The organism is Haloflavibacter putidus (genome assembly GCF_006546625.1).
GTDB classification, from domain to species: Bacteria; Bacteroidota; Bacteroidia; order Flavobacteriales; family Flavobacteriaceae; genus Mesonia; species Mesonia putida.
Genome location: NZ_VIAR01000013.1, coordinates 22,982 through 43,863 on the forward strand (window position 1 = coordinate 22,982; position 20,882 = coordinate 43,863).

At 36.4% G+C, this 20,882-nt stretch carries 16 protein-coding genes; 9 read left to right on the forward strand and 7 right to left on the reverse strand.

Annotation, left to right across the window (positions count from 1 at the left end):
* The first annotated feature begins 45 nt into the window (after positions 1-45).
* From FKR84_RS11505 to FKR84_RS11525, 5 genes are all read left to right on the forward strand, one after another.
* Positions 46-1,398, forward strand: a complete 1,353-nt coding sequence (locus FKR84_RS11505; protein WP_141422464.1) for a UDP-N-acetylmuramate--L-alanine ligase — start codon at positions 46-48, stop codon at positions 1,396-1,398.
* 75 nt (positions 1,399-1,473) lie between these two features.
* Positions 1,474-2,169: a RadC family protein gene (gene radC / locus FKR84_RS11510; RefSeq protein WP_141422465.1), complete on the forward strand. Its 696-nt coding sequence runs from the start codon at positions 1,474-1,476 to the stop codon at positions 2,167-2,169.
* 12 nt (positions 2,170-2,181) lie between these two features.
* Positions 2,182-3,471 (forward strand): polysaccharide deacetylase family protein, encoded by a 1,290-nt coding sequence (locus FKR84_RS11515; protein ID WP_233357759.1) that lies wholly within the window; start codon positions 2,182-2,184, stop codon positions 3,469-3,471.
* Positions 3,449-4,141 (forward strand): YjjG family noncanonical pyrimidine nucleotidase, encoded by a 693-nt coding sequence (locus FKR84_RS11520; protein ID WP_233357760.1) that lies wholly within the window; start codon positions 3,449-3,451, stop codon positions 4,139-4,141. Before FKR84_RS11515 ends, FKR84_RS11520 begins: the two co-directional genes overlap by 23 nt.
* Position 4,142: 1 nt before the next feature.
* Complete coding sequence (locus tag FKR84_RS11525; RefSeq protein ID WP_141422467.1) at positions 4,143-4,931, forward strand: hypothetical protein; 789 nt, start codon at positions 4,143-4,145, stop codon at positions 4,929-4,931.
* Between the two features lie 91 nt (positions 4,932-5,022).
* Here FKR84_RS11525 and FKR84_RS11530 read toward each other — a convergent pair whose 3' ends face one another.
* Positions 5,023-6,300 (reverse strand): replication-associated recombination protein A, encoded by a 1,278-nt coding sequence (locus FKR84_RS11530; protein ID WP_141422468.1) that lies wholly within the window; start codon positions 6,298-6,300, stop codon positions 5,023-5,025.
* Between the two features lie 643 nt (positions 6,301-6,943).
* Here FKR84_RS11530 and FKR84_RS11535 point away from each other — a divergent pair.
* Positions 6,944-7,738 (forward strand): rhomboid family intramembrane serine protease, encoded by a 795-nt coding sequence (locus FKR84_RS11535; RefSeq protein ID WP_141422469.1) that lies wholly within the window; start codon positions 6,944-6,946, stop codon positions 7,736-7,738.
* Here the strand turns inward: FKR84_RS11535 and rlmB are convergent.
* The 6 genes from rlmB to FKR84_RS11565 all read right to left on the reverse strand — a co-directional run bounded on the left by rlmB (position 7,735) and on the right by FKR84_RS11565 (position 16,877).
* Positions 7,735-8,472, reverse strand: a complete 738-nt coding sequence (gene rlmB, locus FKR84_RS11540) for a 23S rRNA (guanosine(2251)-2'-O)-methyltransferase RlmB (protein WP_141422470.1) — start codon at positions 8,470-8,472, stop codon at positions 7,735-7,737. The two genes, FKR84_RS11535 and rlmB, sit on opposite strands and share 4 nt — an antisense overlap.
* 68 nt (positions 8,473-8,540) lie before the next feature.
* A complete protein-coding gene (locus tag FKR84_RS11545; protein WP_141422471.1) occupies positions 8,541-9,521 on the reverse strand; it encodes a hypothetical protein in 981 nt (326 codons plus the stop codon).
* 17 nt (positions 9,522-9,538) lie between these two features.
* Positions 9,539-10,387 (reverse strand): hypothetical protein, encoded by an 849-nt coding sequence (locus FKR84_RS11550; RefSeq protein WP_141422472.1) that lies wholly within the window; start codon positions 10,385-10,387, stop codon positions 9,539-9,541.
* Positions 10,388-10,411: 24 nt separating this feature from the next.
* Complete coding sequence (locus FKR84_RS11555; RefSeq protein ID WP_141422473.1) at positions 10,412-11,947, reverse strand: SusD/RagB family nutrient-binding outer membrane lipoprotein; 1,536 nt, start codon at positions 11,945-11,947, stop codon at positions 10,412-10,414.
* A 12-nt stretch (positions 11,948-11,959) separates the two neighbouring features.
* Complete coding sequence (locus FKR84_RS11560; protein WP_141422474.1) at positions 11,960-15,064, reverse strand: SusC/RagA family TonB-linked outer membrane protein; 3,105 nt, start codon at positions 15,062-15,064, stop codon at positions 11,960-11,962.
* A gap of 121 nt (positions 15,065-15,185) precedes the next feature.
* Positions 15,186-16,877: a POTRA domain-containing protein gene (locus tag FKR84_RS11565; RefSeq protein ID WP_141422475.1), complete on the reverse strand. Its 1,692-nt coding sequence runs from the start codon at positions 16,875-16,877 to the stop codon at positions 15,186-15,188.
* A 957-nt stretch (positions 16,878-17,834) separates the two neighbouring features.
* Here FKR84_RS11565 and rpsL point away from each other — a divergent pair.
* From rpsL to fusA, 3 genes are all read left to right on the forward strand, one after another.
* Entirely contained in the window at positions 17,835-18,209 is a 375-nt protein-coding gene (gene rpsL, locus FKR84_RS11570; RefSeq protein WP_121667779.1) for a 30S ribosomal protein S12, read from the forward strand.
* Between the two features lie 73 nt (positions 18,210-18,282).
* Positions 18,283-18,759, forward strand: a complete 477-nt coding sequence (gene rpsG, locus FKR84_RS11575) for a 30S ribosomal protein S7 (protein ID WP_141422476.1) — start codon at positions 18,283-18,285, stop codon at positions 18,757-18,759.
* Between the two features lie 4 nt (positions 18,760-18,763).
* Complete coding sequence (gene fusA / locus FKR84_RS11580; RefSeq protein WP_141422477.1) at positions 18,764-20,872, forward strand: elongation factor G; 2,109 nt, start codon at positions 18,764-18,766, stop codon at positions 20,870-20,872.
* Positions 20,873-20,882: the final 10 nt, after the last annotated feature.

Sequence of the window (20,882 nt, forward strand, 5' to 3'; positions counted from 1 at the left end):
GAATGGTCAAAATTTTTTATATTTCCTTTTAAAAGAAAATAATATATGCGCACACATTTTATAGCTATAGGCGGCAGTGCAATGCACAATTTGGCAATAGCTCTACAAGAAAAAGGTTATACGGTTACCGGTAGTGATGATACAATTTTTGAACCTTCTAAATCTAGGTTGGAAAATGCAGGTTTACTGCCAGAAGAATACGGTTGGTTTCCCCAAAAAATTACGGCCAACTTAGATGCTGTTATTTTAGGAATGCATGCAAAACCAGATAATCCGGAGTTACAGAAAGCACAAGAATTGGGTTTAAAAATTTATTCGTATCCAGAGTTTCTTTACGAACAAAGCATAGACAAAACGCGAGTGGTTATTGGCGGTTCGCACGGTAAAACATCTATTACCGCTATGATTTTGCACGTTATGCATTATCATGAAAAAGAAGTAGATTATATGGTTGGTGCCCAACTGGAAGGTTTTGATACGATGGTACATTTAACCAGTGATAATGATTTTATTGTTTTGGAAGGTGACGAATATTTATCTTCGCCGATAGACCGCAGACCTAAATTTCATTTATACCAAGCCAATATTGCGTTAATAAGCGGTATTGCCTGGGATCACGTAAATGTTTTTGAAACTTTTGAAGACTATAAAAAACAGTTTGAAATCTTTACCGATACTATGATAAATGGTAGTATTTTGGTGTATAACGAAGAAGATCCTCTGGTTAAGGAAGTAGCCGAAGCTGCTACCAAACCCACAAGAAAACACGCTTATTATACGCCAAACTATACGATAAAAAACGGTGTCACTTTTTTGGAAACCCCGGAAGGCGAAATGCCTATTGAAGTTTTTGGTGAGCATAACCTAAACAATTTGGCCGGGGCAAAATGGATTTGCCAACATATGGGCGTAGACGAAGCAGAATTTTATGAAGCAATAGCAGATTTTAAAGGCGCATCTAAACGCTTAGAAAAAATAGCCGATAAAAAAGGTACAGTCATTTTTAAAGACTATGCCCATAGTCCGTCAAAGGTAAAAGCTACTACAGAAGCTGTACGGAAACAATATCCTAAAAAACGTTTTATTGCCTGTTTAGAATTGCATACCTACAGCAGTCTAACCCCTGTCTTTTTACAGCAATATAATAATACACTTGCGGCGGCAGATGAGGTTGTTGTGTTTTACTCGCCAGAAGCTGTAGAAATAAAACAATTAGATGCTTTAAAACCTAAGCAAATTAGTGAAGCTATACAACACGATAGGTTAAAAGTTTATACCAATCCGGTTATGTTTAAAGAGTATTTAAAAAACGGAGCCTTTGCAAATACAGTTTTGCTATTAATGAGTAGTGGTAATTATGGTGGACTTAATTTTAAAGAAATAGAAGATTGGATTTAAAAATAGAGCAGTTTGAAAAGCGTTTTGTCTTTTTGGCATTCAGCTTAAAGTAGTATATTTATACAAATTATGCCAATGCAAAAGTCAAATTCTTTCTCTATAAAGCAATGGGCAGAAGCCGACAGACCGCGTGAAAAACTGCTTCAAAAAGGAAGACAAAGCTTAAGCGATGCAGAACTATTAGCTATTTTAATTGCATCGGGCAACAGAGAGGAAAGTGCTGTACAACTTTCGCAACGTATTTTGTTGGATTCTGAAAATAAGCTAAACAATTTGGGGCGTTTATCTGTTAAACAACTTACGCGTTTTAAAGGCATTGGCGAGGCAAAAGCCATAACTATTGTGGCAGCTTTAGAATTGGGTAGACGCCGTCGCAGCGAAAGCGCTTCAGAAAAAAAGAAAATTACTTCTTCAGATGTGGCTTATGAGATAATGCAACCCATCATAGGAGATTTAAACCACGAAGAATTCTGGATTTTATATTTAAATAATTCTAATCGGGTTTTACAAAAATTGCAATTAAGCAAAGGAGGCATTACCGGCACTTTGGTAGATGTGAGAATTGCTTTTAAAAACGCTTTAGAAAGCGGTGCTACGAGTATTATTTTGGCGCACAATCACCCTTCTGGCACATTAAAACCCAGCCAAGCCGATATTAAACTTACTAAAAAATTAAAAATTGCCGGAGAGAGTTTAGATATAAAAGTACTGGATCATTTAATTATAACCCAAAACAATTACTTTAGCTTTGCAAATGAAGGAATTTTATAAGCCCCGCACATTATGCTGCTAGTTTACACCAAGTCTTTAACGCCGCGTATTAATTATACCTTTAAGCACGTTTGTACCAATATTTTAGGTCTGGAGGTAGAATTTACTTCAAAAATCGAAGCTTTTATCGCGCACGAAGACATGAAGCTTTCTTACGGAAAACAAAAAATGGGGAACGAGTTTTTTGTGCAACAAAAAGGTTTATTGCTAGAGCAAGGTTATACAGATACAGATATACGCGTGGGCAAGTGGGATGATACGCCTTGTTTTTTTAAAGTTGGAGAAAGTAGTGATTTACCTTTTGATATATTTTCTGCCTCTTTTTATATGCTTAGTAGGTACGAAGAATATTTACCACACGTAAAAGATAAAACCGGCAGATTTCCTTCTAACGAAAGTTTGGCAGTAAAAAAGAAATTTATAGACAAACCGGTAGTTGACATTTGGGCCTATAAATTTAAAGAACATTTACAGGAAAAATTTCCTTCATTTGATTTTCCCGAGAAAAAATTTCGCAACAAAAATATACTTAGCGTAGCACAAGCCTACAAATACCGTAAAAAAGGTTTGGTGCGCTCTGTGGGAGCAAGCTTACGCGATATTTTTCAATTAAATTTAAATAATTTAGTAGATAGGTTTAAGGTCTTGCTGTTTCTTAAAAACGATCCGTATGAGATTTATGATGAATTGGTGGCTTTTTCCAAAAAAGAAAAAATACGTTGGAATTTTATGTTTCAGCTTAGTAACTATTCAGTAAACAACAAAAATATTTCCTACAACAAAATAAAATACCACGCTTTAATAAAGTCTATGGCAGATTATGGTAAAATTGGTTTGCTGCCGGGTTTTGAAGCTACCAAAAGTTTTAAAACTTTAAAAACCGAAAAAAAGCGTTGGGAAGCAATTGTAAATAGACCATTAACCAGCGCTTTGGTAAAACATTATGACATAAATTTGCCGCAGCTTTATAATAATTTTGATAAACTGGAAATACAAGAAGATTACTCGATGGTGTTTGCAGATGTAATTGGGTTTAGAGCAGGAACTTGTACCCCCTTTTTATTTTATGATATAAATTTAGAGAGAATTTCACCCTTGGTTTTGCAACCCTCTGTTATTAATAGCGATATCTTTTCGGAACTTACCTATTTTGAATTGAAAACAAAGTTGGAAAAAATAAAACTTGCCGTAGAAAAGGTAAACGGTAAATTGGTGTTACTTTTTGAAAATGCTAATTTTGAAGACGAACGAACAAAAGAAAAATTACTGAAATTAATTTATGCCCTTAATAAAACCGAATAATATAACCGATATTTTTTTTGATCTGGACCACACGTTGTGGGATTTTGAAAGAAATTCTGCTCTAGCGTTTCAGACAATATTTAAGAAAAATAGCATAGCCATAAATCTAGATACTTTTTTAGATGCTTATGTGCCTATTAATCTTTCGTATTGGAAAATGTACCGCGAAGGCAAAATAAATAAAGAAGATTTGCGCTACCAAAGGTTAAACGAAGCTTTTTTACATATAAAACAAGAACATCCTGCAGAAACGGTTAATAAGCTTGCTGCAGATTATATTAATCATTTACCAGACAATAACCATCTTTTTGAACATGTAACACCCACTTTAGACTATTTGCAACAAAAATATAACTTGCATATTATTACTAATGGGTTTGATGAGGTACAATTTAAAAAATTGCGCAAATCTAAAATTGAACATTATTTTAAATCGGTTACCACATCAGAAACCGCCGGCGTAAAAAAACCGGATCCCTTAATTTTTGAAACCGCTTTAAAGCAAGCCAAAGCATCTGCCAATACTTCTTTAATGATTGGCGATAATCTGGAAGCAGATATTTTAGGCGCAGAAAAGCTTGGTTGGCAAACTATTTTCTTTGATTTACATGGAGAAGAGCATAACGGTATAAAAATTGATTCGATAAAGAAATTAACAGAATTACTCTAAGATGAAAAAAACACTCGTATTGCTGTGCCTTTTATTGGTTGCCTCGATAAACAAAATAACGGCACAAAATAATTTTCAAGATTTGAACAATTATAAGTTTGTGGTAGTGCCTTTAGAATATAAATTGTTTGAAGAAGAAAATAAATATTTATTGAATTCTCTTACGAAACATCTATTAGACCAAGCAGGTTTTACAACCTATGTAGAAACAGACCCAAAATTGGCTAATATGCAGTTAGATAGATGTGTAGGTTTATATGCAGATATAACCGGGACGCCGCAAGACTTGTTTTCTTTTAATACTGTTTTACAATTGCAGTTAAAAGATTGTAAAGGAAATATTATTTACGAAACACCGCCTGGGAAGAGTAAATTAAAAAAATACAAAGAAGCTTATCAAGAAGCTTTGCGTGAATCTGCTACAGTTTTATCAAGCTTTAATTATACGTATAATGGGGGCGAAGGTTTTTTTGAAAACAGAAAAACACTAGTTGGTGCAGAAAAAGATAAAGAAAACGAAACGCCTTTAGATCGCGCAGTTATGTTTGATTATAGTTTTGGCAATAATTTGTATAATATTCAAAAAATAGAAGCAGGTTATATTCTGGAAAGTATGAGTACTAAAGAAAAATTAGCGCATTTACATTATAATAAAAATCAAAACATTCTCTATAATTCAAAAAACATAAACGGTACCGCAACTTTAGAAAATGGCGATATTATTGTAGAGTATTTTGATGTAGACGCCGGTAGGTTAAAGAAACTGATTTTTGAACGCGTATCAAAGTAGGTAGTAGTTAGTATTGAGTAATTGTTACTGAGTGTTGAGAATTTGGCATTCCGTAAAGATTTATATTTCAAATTTCTAATCTCTAACCCCTTTAATACCCATATTTATTTTTCCAACGGTTTTTTAAGAATTCGCGTATGGCATTTTCGCGTTTGTTATTACCGGGTTCGTAAAAAACGCTATTGCTTATTTCTTTGGGCAAAAATTCTGCTTCCGTAAAGTTTTGCTCATAATTATGGGCGTATTTATAATCTTTGCCATAGCCAATATCTTTCATCAATTTGGTAGGTGCGTTGCGTATAGACAAAGGCACCGATAAATCGCCGGTTTGTTTTACTTGTTGCTGGGCTTTATTAATAGCCATATAACTAGCATTGCTTTTTGCCGAAGTTGCGAGATAAACAGTGCATTGACTTAAAATAATGCGAGCTTCCGGGTAACCAATAGTTTGTACCGCTTGAAAGGTGTTGTTGGCTATTACCAAAGCAGTAGGATTGGCATTACCAATATCTTCGCTGGCAGCAATTAAAAGTCTTCTGGCAATAAACTTAACATCTTCTCCACCTTCTATCATTCTGGCTAACCAATAAACTGCCGCATTGGGGTCGCTTCCGCGGATACTTTTGATAAATGCCGAAATAATATCATAATGCTGGTCGCCTGCCTTATCATACCGCACCGTATTTTGCTGCACTTTTTGCTCAACCATAGTATTGGTTATCTCTACGCTATCTGTATTTTCTGAAGTAACCAACAATTCAAAAATATTTAATAATTTTCGGGCATCGCCGCCACTTAATCTTAAAAGCGATTCGGTTTCTTTTAAAACAATATTCTTTTTAGAAAGCAAGTTGTCTTGTTGCATTGCCCGTTCTAAAAGTTGCAAAAGATCGTTTTTATCAAAAGGATTAAGCGTGTATACTTGACAGCGCGATAAAAGTGCCGGAATAACTTCAAAACTCGGGTTTTCTGTGGTAGCGCCAATCAAGGTTATCCATCCTTTTTCTACCGCGCCCAAAAGAGAATCTTGCTGCGATTTGCTAAAACGATGAATTTCGTCTATAAACAAAATAGGATTTTTGGTGGTAAAAAGTCCGTCTTGTTGTTTTGCTTTGTCAATAACTTGGCGCACATCTTTTACGCCGCTGCTAATTGCGCTAAGTGTAAAAAACGGCCGTTTTGTCTCCTCGGCAATAATATTTGCCAAGGTTGTTTTACCAACTCCCGGCGGTCCCCAAAAGATAAGCGAAGGAATTATACCATTTTTTATTTGGGTATAAAGAGAACCTTCTTTCCCAACCAAATGTTGCTGGCTAAGGTAATCTTCTAAGGTTTTTGGTCGTAATCTTTCTGCTAAAGGTTTATTCATAATGCAAAAGTAAAACTTTAAACCGACAATTTAGTTGTGAGAATATAGGGAATAGGGAATTAGAAATCTTAATTCTTATAAAAAATCAAACTGTCATCTCGACGATAGGAGAGATCTCTTTGGTGGTGGTGAGTTGTGAGTGGTGAGTTGGTGAGGCTTTACGCTGAATTCATAATTAATGTGAAACTATATTTTTCAAAACCTACTCCCTTTCCTAAGGGCATGGCTAAAAGGATGGGATAAAAACTTCACGATCAAATTCCTGCTAATTTCAATTTTAGTTTCAACTTCAAAATCCACTCCCTTCCCTTCCCTCAGGGAAGGACCGGCTAAGGGATGCTTCTTTACTTCCAAGACTTTTTTACTCGTACTAAAGTGACAGTTTAAAATCTGTAAAAAAATGCTGAGCGCGGTCTTAAAGCAAGCATTGTAAGTTTACATAAAATTTAGAATTGGTAAAATGATAAATTTATAGGGACAAAGCCTGACAAAATGTTATTTTAGTACTTTACGGAAAGGAATTTGATTATTGTTTTATGCATATAGACTTGGTCTAATCAAACTTTGACTGCGCTAAATCTGCTTTTCGGATTTGACTGTGCTCGGTCTGATATATGCATAAATATTATTTTTAACTACTTCTATGAAGACAGAAAAATTGGTTTTTAAAGCGTCTACAATTGGCTTTCCTTTGCTATTTGTACTTTTAATATGGATTGTTTTCTGGCTGGAAGTTCGGTTTGGGTATAATTTTAATAAATGGGGTGTGCAGCCTCAAAAGTGGAGTGGCTTAAAAGGAATTTTATTTAGTCCGTTTATACACGGAAATATTAAACATCTTTATAGCAATACTCTGCCGCTGCTAATTTTATCTACTGCATTATTTTATTTTTATCGTGCCATAGCTTGGAAGGTTTTGGGCTTGGGTTTATTGTTAAGCGGTTTAGGAACTTGGTTTTTGGGAGAAAGCGGTTCGGTACATATTGGAGCAAGCGGAATTGTTTACTTGCTTAGTTCTTTTCTGTTTTTTAAAGGTATTTGGTCTAAGAATTATCGGTTAATTGCCTTGAGTCTAATTGTAGCTTTTGTATATGGCGGAATGGTTTGGGGTATGCTGCCCATAGAAGAAAAGGTTTCTTGGGAAGGTCATTTATCCGGGTTTGCAGCGGGAATTTTATTAGCATTAGGCTTCCGTAAAGTGGGCTATGCAAGTAGCAAAAAATACGAATGGGAAAAACCGAATTATAAACCCGAACAAGATTTATTTATGCAGCATTTTGATGAAAAGGGTAATTTTATTCCTTATTCAGAATGGAACAATGAGGAGGATAATACCCGGAATGATGATTTTGAGAATGCAAATTCTCATAATGACAATTTAACTTACCGTTATATTTATACCGAAAATAAGCAAGAAGAAGAAAACCGAAAAGTTTAGTCTCCTAAACGTTGTCTTAGCGCTTCGTATAAAAACACCCCGCAAGCTACCGATACATTTAAGGAAGAAGTCTCGCCCAATAAAGGTAATTTTGCTTCGTGATCTACCATTTTTAATATAGATGGGTTAACGCCTTTACCCTCGCTACCCATAATGATTACCGAAGCTTGTTTTAAGTCTACCTTATAGATAGATTGCTTGGCTTTCTCGGTTGCGGCAATTTTTATTACTTTATAAGTATCTAAAAAAAATAAAGCATCTTTAATATGGTTTACCTTGGCTATTGGTAGATTAAAAACAGCTCCGCTGGAGGTTTTAACGGTTTGCTCGTTAATCATTGCGCCACCTTGGCTTGGTAATATAAGTCCGTTTACGCCGGTACATTCTGCAGTGCGTATAATTGCTCCCAAATTACGAACATCTGTAATTTGGTCTAAAATTAGAAAAAGCGGAGTTTTGGTTTTAGCGAAAGCTTGTTCTACCATTTCTTCCAAACTTTGGTAGGTAATGGGAGAGATCTTGGCTATACAGCCTTGGTGATTTTCTTGGCTTAAACGATTAAGCTTTTGTATTGGCACGTAAGAAACGGCAATGTTTTGTTCTCGTGCTAAGGTGCTAATTTCCTTAAAGGCTTCTGAGTTCAATCCTTTTTGTAAAAATATCTTCTCAATATTTTGCTCAGCGCGTAATGCTTCTAACGTACTGTGTATACCGTAAATTTGTTCTTCTTTCATGGCGGTAAATTTACATAAAAAAGAGCAGCCAATTGGCTGCTCTTTCAAAATTTATATAAATGGTTTATTTAGTTTAAACCATTGGTGTTAGAAGTACTTGCTCTTCCTTGCCCAATTACATTACCGTTAGCATTCATAACAGTATACGTATTACCGCTAATTTCGAATGTCGCAGGTATAGCGTACGCACTAGGATCATCTATGGTTCCGTCTCCGTCAGGATCTAAACCACCAGCAAAGTCTGTCCAAATACCAGACAAATCTATAGTGCTTGCAAAAACACCACGTTTGGCTACGATAAGCTCAGCAGGAATACTTTCGTAATCTACTGGTAAAGCAGAACCCCCATTATAGTAAAAGCTGGTTTGAATTTGGTATGTTCCATCAGGAAGATCACCTGGAAAGATGTTTATTTCTTCCGGGCAAGAGCTATAACTTGTAGCTATAACATTGTTATTAGCGTTAAGTAGCTCCAAATCTAAATCAAAATCACAGAAAGAATGGGTGTCACCATCTTCATCTGTATATTCTGCATCCCAAGCAAGACGAATTACAAACTCGTCTGTAACTTCATCTTCTACCACTATGGTTAAGTCTATACCGCCATCTTTGGTAAGACCTAAGCGAGAACCGGTTGCAGACATATTTAATTCTATGCTCTGGCTTCCTTCGTTTTCACTTAAGTTTCTATAAAGATAAACCGGTACTTGAAAAGATTCTACAAAACCGTCTGCGGTATACATAAAGTTGGCAGGATCTCCGTAATCTGCTACTAAATGACCATCACCAACAGAAAAGTCTTCCATATTAGCTGTGGTACCTTCTTTCACCTCAAATTTAAAATCCATTGGGTTAGTTGCAGGATTTTGCACTTGAAAATCCATATAGATGGTATCTCCTTCACTACCAGAATAATTAGTTTGGCTGGCAGTAATTACAGCTTTTTGGTTAGAGGTGTCTGCAAAGTCATAATCGTCTTCACACGAAGTAGCAAAAACACCGGCCAACATCAAACTGCCAATTGCTATTTTATTTTTAAAATTTATCATTGTTATAATTTTGTTTATTAGTTAATAGGCTCATAAACGCTTTCGAATACACTGTCTCCACTGGAGTAGGTAATGGTATAGGTGATAGTTATCACTCCCGTCTCCGGATCTACGCTACCAGCACCAAATACTTGGTTAGAGTAGGCTCCTACCAAATTTTGTGAAGATACGGTAATTTGTCCGCAAATGTCTATAAAAGTAAAACCATTATCACCACCACCAATGTCACCACCGGCATAATTACCTACACCGTAAGGCCCGGTAGACTCTGTTTTAAAATTGTTCACTCCAATCTCCATTATGTTTTCTTCGTCAGAACCCATTAATGCACCATCACTTAAACGAGTGGTAGTTACATTATATGTATATTCATTTACGTCTGATTGGCAACCAACAAAAGTAATTGCTAAGGTGTTATTTACAGATGAAATTACCGCTTCACCTTGAATAACTTCTGTTAAGTTAAGGATTAGTTCTGTTGGCACGTTCGGGTCTAAATTACCGGTATTAATGTCAATTCCAAAATTAGCAAAACCAGAACCAGCTTCAATCGTTAAAGTACCAGAGTTACTCGTAAAATCGAATTCTTGCCCTTCTGTAGCGGTAGAACTAGCGTCTATTTCATACGCAATAACAATATCTTCGGTAGGATAAGTTCCGTCGCCGCCATTACCCAATAAAACTACTGGGTAATTGGTTAAAACAGCTCCTTCGTCTGAAAAATAATTTTCAGCAGCCAAATCGTTTTTAAAGCCTACTACCGCAGGACTTTCGTCGAATTCGCGTGCAACATCATCGTCTACAAGACAAGAGCTTGCAAAGATAGAAGCAACAAACGCGAACAATAAAATTTTTATATTTTTCATTTGTTTAATTTTTTAAATTCAATTTTAATTTACGTCCCAAAAGATAGTCGTGTTAAACGCATCTGCTTGGCTCTGCGTAGGTACGTTAGCCGCATTGGTAATATACTCAGATTGCGGGTATAATAAACGGTTATATCTTTCTGGTTTTTCTGCAGTAATTGCTAATGGCACTACTGGGAAACCAGTTCTTACATAGTCAAACCAAGACTCATAAGCAGTTCTACCATTGGTAGCCAACCATTTTTGGGTCATAATAGCCTCTAATTTGTTAGCGCTACCATCCCAACCAATTCTATCTATATTATTACTTGCAGTAATATAACCGTCTGCTTGACCTTCTATTCCTAGCGATCTAAAAGATGCACGAATACCATTCTGGAACAAAGCTTTAGGGTTACCTGGTAAATAGCCTTCTAAAGCAGCTTCCGCTTGTAAGAAATAACTTGTTGCTCCTAGTAATAAGAAACCGTCTTGTGAAGGATCTTCAATAATTTTTTCTCCTAATTTAGAAAGTTCATCCGGAGCGTTATTACTGGTTTCTCCCATAATCACACCTTGTACTTCGCCATCTACAGGTTGGAAATACAAAGGAAGACGTGGATCACTTACTCCTGTACCCGAAGCTGTGTAGTTAGGGTTATTAGGTGTTTGTCCTTTCATAAACTCTGCTACAAAATCTGCTGCTACAGTAAAAGTATAGGTTTGTGTAGATGTACCTTGAGAATCAAAGCCCCAAGTAGAATAAAACGGGTTTAATTTTCCGGTAGAATTCGTATAACCTGGGTTTATGGTTACGTCATTAGTTACAAAGTTATTATCTAAATTTGCAAACTGCTCTGTCAAGTAACTAGCTGTTTCACCATCTGTTTTAGCTAACGTGATTTGACGTACTAATAAACGTAGCTTTAAAGTGTTAGCATATTTTACCCATTGGTTCATATCGCCACCAAAGACAACATCTTCAGAACCTACAGTATTGTCAAAATCATCTGCATTATTTATCAAAGCTAATGCTGCATCTAATTCTTCTATCAATGATCTATAAATCATCTTATCATCGTCGTAGCCAGGGGTGTAATTATCGCCTAACTTAAGTGCTTCTGAATAAGGAATATCTCCATAAAAATCTACTAACATTTGAAAGTAGTTAGCCTTTGTTATTTTGGCAATTGCTCTATGATAGTCGTAAACTTCAGAATCTGTATTATCAATATATTCGGCTGTAGACAAGTTAGGATATATACCATCCCAAATTTGCATGTAAAAACTTGTCGTAATGTTCAAACGGAATTCATCTAAATAGCCTCCCGTAAAAGAGTTTACATTAGGACCCCAGTTACCTAGCATCACATTACCAAACTCGTTGGCTTGTCCAAAATAGTTTCTCTGTCTTGTTTGCGCCTCGTAAGGGCCAGTCAGTGCTCCCGCCAACATTAAGTCGGGAGTTACTGCATCTGCTGTGGGTTCGTTAGGGGACTCATTAATGTCCAAATAATCTGAACAAGAGATTAAACTCCCCGAAATAAACAAACCTATTAGTGTTTTACTTATTAGTTTCATTTTTTTCTTTTTTTAGAATGTTAAATTTAGTCCCATACCAATACTCTTTGTTGAAGGATATTGTCCAACGGTAGAGATACCTTGTGCGTTTCCGTCCGTAAAGTTAGATTCAGGATCTGCATAGCCCCTGTTTTCTTCCGGGAATACGGTTAAAAGGTTTCTTGCAATGGCACTAACGCTTAAGCTATTGATAAAGGTATCTTTTAAAAGGTCTTTGTTTACATCATAACGTAAAGAAAGCTCTCTTAATTTAAAAGCCGTAGCATCTAAAACGTGGTTTTCACCAATTCCTTGCATTGTACTCCAGAAATTAATATACTGAGAACCACTGCTGCCACCACTAGGCACGTTGGTGTTGGCTACATATTCTCCAGAACCCGGAGCAGTTTCTACTGCAGAGTTAGGGAATATAAAAGAACCTCTACCACCAGCTGCGGTTTCTACTGTATGTCCAGGCCAAGTTAAATTTTCACGTTGTCCAGAATAGAATACGTGTCCGGTTCTATAATCCATTGTTGCCGCTAAAGTAAAGCCTTTATAACGGAAAGATGTATTTAAGTTAATGGTATAATCTGGGGTTGTAGAGCCCATAATTTTTACTTCTGAGGCCTGTAAAGGCTCGCCAGAGGTTGGGTCTACAATAACTCGTCCTTGACTATCTCTTTCATAAGCTGTTGCTTTTAATGTAGGGAATTGCTCACCTTCTACCGCGTAGACTTGGGCAAAACCACCACTACTTAAAGAAACTTCGTCTGCCTGGTCACTTATTTTTGTTACTTCCGTGCGAGCTTTAGACCAGCCAACTCTTACGTCCCATTGGAAATCTTCATTCTTTACAGGAGTAAACCCTAAGTCAACTTCTGCACCCCAGATATCCATATCACCAATATTAATTACGGTTCTTTCTAGACCGGAAGCATTAGAAGTGGCAATGTTAGTAACTAAATCTGTACTGCTACCGTTATAGTAAGATGCATCTAAAGTAATACGGTCGTTAAAGAAACCAAGGTTTATACCAGCTTCAATGGTAGAAGTAAATTCAGGTTTTAATAATGGGTCTGTAATAAGCTTTGGTAATACAAAAGAGTTTTGACCATCATAAGGGAAACCACTAGCTTGCTCTACCAATAAGTTGTTATCATAGGCTGCGCTATAATCGTTACCTACCTTTACATAACTAGCACTAACTTTAGCGTAGTTTAAAACATCGCTCTTAAGGCCATCTATTGCTTTGGTAGCAACAAAAGCTAAACCGGCACTTGGGTAAAAGAAACTGTTGTTAGATGGGTCTAATGTAGAAGACCAGTCATTTCTTCCGGTAGCATTAAAGAATAAATAATCTCTAAAGCCAACATTTATTTGTCCGTAAACCCCGTAGCGTCTTTCTTCTCTAATATTTTCATAGGTTCTAGCTTGGTCAAAATCTCCTGCAAGGTTATCTGTACCGTAAATACCAGGCACTGTAAGACCAACACCGCCCACGGAACTGTTAGAAGTCTTTAGATATTGGTTATTAACCCCAAGGTTAGCATCAAAATCAAAATCTTCGTTCAACTCATAGTCAAAATTTAAAATTGCATCGGTATAATAACGTTGGTATTTTGTCATATAACGTTGGTAAGAAGCAGACTCTGAGCGGTCTCCTCCGGATAAATCTATAATGTATTGTGGTTCAGTATAACCATTGTTATAAACTAATCCGTCTGTAAAGTTAAACAAACCGTTTGTACGAACTACTGCGTTAATATTGTCGTTAAAGTCATATTTGATCTCTGCCAACAAGTTAAAACGGTTTCTGTCTATTTCTCTTCTTTTATTATCTCTTGTCCAGTAAGGGTTTAAGTAATAAGCATTCCAGTGTCCTTCGTTACCAGAGTTTTCAAAACGCTCAATTGGGATACTAGAAGAAGCTTGAATTAAGTTAGCCAAAATACCATCTGTAGCAGAAGTATACGACTCACTTGTAGTCTGGTAAGAGTAAGTAGCATTACCATTTACAGTCCAGTTTCCTAAAGTTTTACCACCTTTAAAATTAAAGGTTGACTTTTGCAACTCATCGTTTTCTATAATAAACTCTGTTTTTTGGTTTTGTGCAGAAAAGAAAACATAGCCTTCCTCAGAACCACTAGAGATATTTATACTGTTTTGTTGCGTAACACCTGTTTGGAAAAAATCTTTAATATGGTCTGCACCTTGTGACTCATAAGGAGCCATAATATAGCTTCCATCTGCTTGCGGAAGACCTACAGTAACCATTTGACCGTCAAATTCTGGTCCCCAACCACCATTTTCGTAAGTGATGTTCTCAAAACCATTGTTTACAGCCCAACCTTGCCCGTAACGGGTTTGTTTTTCCGGTACAAATGAAACTGTTTCGAAATCTAAAGAAGATTTTACGCTCACTTTCATTTTACCACCTTCTGTTCCTTTTTTGGTAGTAACAATAATCGCACCGTTAGATCCTTGCGAACCATATAATGCAGCACCGTTAGCACCTTTAATTACGTTTACAGACTCAATGGTGTTTGGGTCAATAGAGCTTAAGAACTCTGCTGTAGAAATTGCACCATCAATTACAATTAAGGCTTCGTTGTCTCCAGAGATAGAACGTGCCCCACGAAGGGTGATACTTGTTTCACCACTTACACCGCTACCCAATTGCTTGATATTAAGGCCGGTAACTTTACCGGTAAGACCTTTAACCACATCTGGGTTATTGGCTTTTACCAAGTCTTCACTTTCAACCACTTGGTTGGCTGTTGTAATCTCATCTTGTTTTCTTTTAATACCTAAAGCTGTCACTACAACTTCATCAAGCTCTGTCCCTGCTTGCATAGTAACATCGTAGGTATTAGAGGCGCCAACCGTAATTTCCTGGGTTTCAAACCCGATGTAGGAAAATGTTAAGGTCTCGCCCTGTGCGACCTCAATGGTGTAATTACCATCAAAATCTGTTTGTGTTCCAGATTGTGTTCCTTTCACAAGCACGTTAACTCCTGGTAGCGGCATGCCTTGATCATCGGACACCGTACCGGAAACTGTTTTTTCTTGTGCAAACGTGAGTTGCACCACAAACGCCAGTAATAGCGTTAGAATTCCACTAAACTTTGTTCTCATTTTTATAATTTATTTGAATTAGCCAATGCCAAAAATCCTAATAAAAAGTTAATTACACAACTATTTTAGGATTAAATTTACTTTTTTCTCTCAGAATCATTCGTCTGGCAAGCCTTTGCTGCTAAAATATGGCAGTTAAACTCAGGTGTATTTTCGAATTTCTGAACTCAAAATTTTGGCTTTCGGTCTTGCCGTTTGCAAAGTTTAAGCGTAGCAAACCTGCTTTGGTTTGTAGTCCCAGCCCAATGCCAATTCCGTAAAGGGTATTTTTTGCCTTGGTAATCCCGTTTTCGGTTTGGGCAAAATCTAAAATACTGTGGGCGTATAAATTGGGAGAAAGTAAATACCTGTATTCGGTTTGGAAGCTGGTATAAAAACTTGCACGTAGACTGTTTTCTTCAAACCCGCGTAAACTTTTAATTCCGCCAAAGCGAAATAATTCGTTTTCTAAGTAATTGTCAGAATTTAAATAGCCGGTTTGGTTGCCAATAAATATACTGTTAAGTCTATTTAGGTTAAAAATATGCGTGCCTTGAAAAAAGGCGATTACTTGGTTAGTGTTTTTTCCTTCGGTCTCGCGTTGGCCAATATCTACTTGTAGGTTTAAATTGGTTTGTATTGGTGTTAATTGATTGTCTGCATTTAACACTCGGTATTCCGCGCCAAGCGTAAAAAAAGAAGCATTATAATCTTGCGTAGCCGAAATTAAATTAGTGGTATTAGACAAGTTGTTAGATTTTTCTGCTTTATAGCCCGCATAGGTTAAAGTAGTTGGGTTTATTTGATAGTCTACAGCTACTTTTTGCGCGTTGGTGGTATAGGTGGAGTCTTGTTTGTAAAGTTCTAAATTAAACCGGAGCCCAAATGGACTATTAAAAATAAACGGCAATTTTAAATTGGCATAAAAATGTTGGCGCTCTTGTGCATCGTTTTTATATTCTAAAGATAAAGACTCGCCAAAATTTAGATTGTTTACCAAAGAAAGGTTTACATAGCCGTTTAATTCTAACTTATTTGTTTTAGGATTGGTGGCAAAACCCAAAAAGCCGTCGAACAGGTTGCTGTCTTTTTTTTCTAAATATAAATAGATGTTTGTGCTGTCTTTGGTAAAAAGTACTTCTGGTTCTTTGTAGGAAGTTGCAAAGCGCAGGTTTTTTAGTTTTTTTAATTTGTTGGTTAGTTTCTCTTTACTGAAAACTTCTTTCTTTCTAATGCGTAAATAATGGCGTAAAAAAGATTTTGGGAATTTTTTATAACCTTTTACTATAATATTATCTATTTGCCGCAACTTGGTTTGGTTAATAGTCAAATTTGCCGTTAGTAAGCTGTCTTTACTTTGCAGGTTTTTTAATTGTAAGCTGTTAAAAGGTTTTCCTTTTTCTGCTAAATTAGAGTTGAGTTCTTGCAAAACTTTTTCAACCATATTTAGTTTAATTACAAAACTGGTGTCTGTTTCTTTACGTAAATATTTTTTTACAGAATTTTTATCGATTTCTGAAGTGTGATAAATTTTTATGTCCCGATAAATTTTCCCTAAAGTAATTTTACTGAAATAGGTAGAGTCGTTTATTTTCTTTACGGAAGAATACTTTACGGAAATATATCCCGCTTTCTGTAATTTTTGTAAAAGCTTTTCTTGTGTGCTTGTTATGCTTTTAAAGTTTGAATGCTTTTTCTGATAACTCACGGAATCTAAAACGCTTTGGTTTTCTTTTTTGTTGGTGCTTATTTCTAAGTTTAGTTGTTGACTCCATCCGGCAGAAAACCAACAACCAAAAACCAGTAAAAGGTAAAAGCGCTTTAGGTAGCTCACAATAACATTAAGGGGTTTAGATTATAAAATTACAAATTAAAATAATATCTCAGTTCAAGGGTCAAAAAATAACAGAATTATTCTTGCCTGATAAAATTGCGTTGTGGTGGTGTACTTTTAGATAATGAGATTTGTTTTTGGTTTCAAAATAGATTTTTAATAGATGACACACTTTAATGATCACTCCAGTTAACAAATTCACCAATTTGCCATTTTCTAATCTCCAATTTACCACTTAACCAATCTACTAATTAGTCATTGCTATACTTCGCCAACTCAATCTTTGCTTTGCGTTTTCTACAGCTTTATCTTATTCTTATACCGTGGTTATAGCGTAGTTATGGCGTGCTTATGCCGTGTTTATAGCGTAATAAAGTCCGTAATACTCCTTATCACGCTATATGATGTGTTACATAACAGGGGGGGCTTGGTAATAAACAGCCAATATATTACTCTTGTGTAAAAGGATGTGCTTTTAATTAGGTAATCTATTTAAGTGGTCTTGTTATTTATCTTAAAAGAATTTTATGAAGGCTTACCAAAATTTTGTAAAAAATCGGTAGTAAGTGTTTTCTTTTTACAGCGACTTGTTTTTGTGGTGCATGCAACTTTAAAAAAAAACTAGTAAAGTATTGGCAAAGTTTCGGTCTAAGCTTTAAAATTTCTGTCAGATTTTTTTCGTTGAAGATAGAATAGAAATGATCCGTAAAATAATTAGTTGAAGTTCTGGTGTTTTTAATAAAAACCACGCGTTATTATTGACCTTTATAGAATAGTATAAAATTTTGCGGTTGAAAGAATTTACTTTTAGCAACATCTATCTTTCGAGTGTGCGGGAAGGAATCAGATTGAAAATTAATTGATTATGGTTTGGTTCTTAAAAATAAATTTCTACATTTGCAAACCCTAAAAATAGGGTATTTATTTTTTAATATAAATTATAGTGTAAAAGAAATTATGCCAACAATTTCACAATTAGTACGAAAAGGAAGAGCCAAGATGACCAAGAAGAGTAAATCGGCTGCTTTAGATTCGTGTCCTCAAAGAAGAGGGGTTTGTACACGTGTTTACACCACTACACCAAAAAAACCAAACTCTGCTATGCGTAAAGTAGCAAGGGTAAGGTTGACTAACGGTAAAGAGGTGAATGCATACATTCCCGGTGAAGGTCACAATCTACAAGAGCACTCGATAGTATTGGTAAGAGGCGGAAGGGTAAAAGATTTGCCAGGTGTTAGATATCATATTGTTCGTGGAGCCTTAGATACCGCAGGTGTTGAAGGAAGAACGCAACGACGATCTAAATACGGTGCAAAACGCCCTAAAAAGTAAAATGTTAAGTGGCAATTGTTAAGCTGTAAAACGCTAGCACCTGCCTATAATAGTAACAACTAACAGAGAAGAAATGAGAAAAAGACAGGCAAGAAAAAGACCTCTTTTACCAGATCCAAGGTTTAACGACCAGTTGGTGACCCGTTTTGTAAACATGATGATGTGGGATGGTAAAAAATCGGTTGCCTTTAAAATCTTTTACGATTGTATGGATATCGTGGGGGAGAAAAAAGAAGACGACGAAAAAACAGCTTTAGAGGTTTGGAAAGATGCATTATCTAATGTAATGCCACACGTGGAAGTAAGAAGTAGACGTGTTGGTGGGGCAACTTTTCAGATTCCTATGCAAATTAGACCAGATAGGAAGGTGTCGACTGCGATGAAGTGGTTGATCACTTTTGCGCGAAAACGTAATGAAAAAACTATGGCGGCAAAATTAGCTGCAGAGGTTTTGGCGGCAGCAAAAGAAGAAGGTGCTGCAGTTAAAAAACGTGTAGATACCCATAGAATGGCAGAAGCAAACAAAGCATTCTCACACTTTAGATTCTAAATATATGGCACAAAGAGATTTAAAATATACAAGAAACATCGGTATTGCAGCGCATATTGATGCCGGGAAAACAACAACAACAGAGCGTATCCTTTATTATACTGGTATCAGTCATAAGATTGGAGAGGTTCATGATGGTGCTGCAACAATGGATTGGATGGAGCAGGAGCAGGAGCGAGGTATTACTATTACTTCTGCTGCGACGCACTGTACTTGGCCTTATAGAGATCAGGAATATACTGTTAATATTATTGATACTCCAGGTCACGTTGATTTTACCGTAGAGGTAGAGCGTTCGCTTCGCGTTTTAGATGGTGTTGTGGCATTGTTTAGTGCTGTTGACGGGGTTGAGCCGCAATCTGAAACAGTTTGGAGGCAGGCAGATAAATATAAAGTGCCACGTTTGGGGTTTGTAAATAAAATGGACCGTCAGGGAGCTGACTTCTTTAATGTGTGTAAGCAGGTTAGAGAGATGTTAGGTGGAAATCCTGTGCCATTACAAGTGCCTATTGGGGAGGAGATAGATTTTAAAGGTGTGGTAGATCTTATCTCCAAAAAAGCTATTATTTGGAATGAGGAGGATCACGGGATGACTTATGAAACTATTGAGATTCCTGAAGAACTGGTTGATGATGTGAATAAGTACAGAGCTGAGCTTGTTGAGGCTGTGGCTGAGTATGATGATGCGTTGATGGAGAAGTTTTTCGAAGATGAAAACTCTATTACTGAAGATGAGATTATAGAAGCATTAAGAAAAGCTACTATAGATATGTCTATCATACCAATGATGTGTGGTTCTGCCTTTAAAAATAAAGGGGTGCAGGCTATGTTGGATGCCGTAATGCGCTATTTGCCATCTCCGGTAGAGGTAGAGGCAATTGAAGGTGTTAATCCTGATACAGGTGAGGAAGAAAAAAGAAAGCCAAATGTAGACTCTCCGTTTGCAGCCTTGGCGTTTAAAATTGCTACAGATCCATTTGTTGGACGTTTAGCGTTTTTTAGAACTTATTCTGGTGCACTAGAAGCTGGGTCTTACGTATTGAATAATCGCTCCGGTAAGAAAGAGCGTATATCTAGAATGTACCAAATGCACTCTAATAAGCAGGAGCCTATAAATAGAATTGAAGCCGGAGATATTGGGGCAGCAGTTGGTTTTAAAGATATTAAAACCGGTGATACACTTACAGATATGGATCATCCTATTGTTTTAGAGTCTATGACTTTTCCTGATCCGGTAATTGGTATCGCGGTTGAGCCTAAAACTAAGGCAGATGTAGATAAGATGGGTATGGCTTTGGCTAAGCTTTCGGAAGAAGATCCTACTTTCCAGGTAAAGACGGACGAAGCTTCCGGTCAAACTATTATTTCAGGAATGGGAGAACTTCATATTGAAATTTTGGTAGATCGTTTAAAAAGAGAATTTAAAGTAGAAGTAAACGAAGGAGAGCCTCAAGTAGAGTACAAAGAAGCAGTTACCAAAACCGCACAACACAGAGAAGTTTACAAAAAGCAATCTGGTGGTCGTGGTAAATTTGCAGACATTGTATTTGAAATGGGTCCTGTAGATGAAGATTTTGAAGGAAAAGGCTTACAGTTTGTAGATCAAATTAAAGGTGGGCGTATTCCTAAAGAATTTATTCCTTCTGTAGAAAAAGGTTTTACGGAAGCTATGAAGAACGGTCCGCTTGCAGGTTTCCATATGGATACTTTAAAAGTAACTTTAAAAGATGGTTCTTTTCACCCGGTAGATTCTGACCAGTTATCGTTTGAGTTGGCAGCAAAATTAGGATACAAATCAGCTGCAAAAAGCGCAGGTGCTGTAATTCTTGAGCCAATTATGAAAAATGAAGTGGTTACTCCAGAAGAAAACATGGGAGATATAGTAGGAGACCTTAACAGAAGAAGAGGTCAAGTAAACAGTATGTCAGACAGATCTGGTGCAAAAGTTATCAAAGCAGATGTGCCGTTAGCAGAAATGTTTGGATACGTTACTACTTTAAGAACACTTTCTTCAGGAAGAGCAACCTCTACAATGGAATTTTCTCACTATGCTGAAACTCCTTCTAATATTTCAGAAGAAGTGATTAAAGCAGCTAAAGGAGCTAATGAATAATATTAAGGAA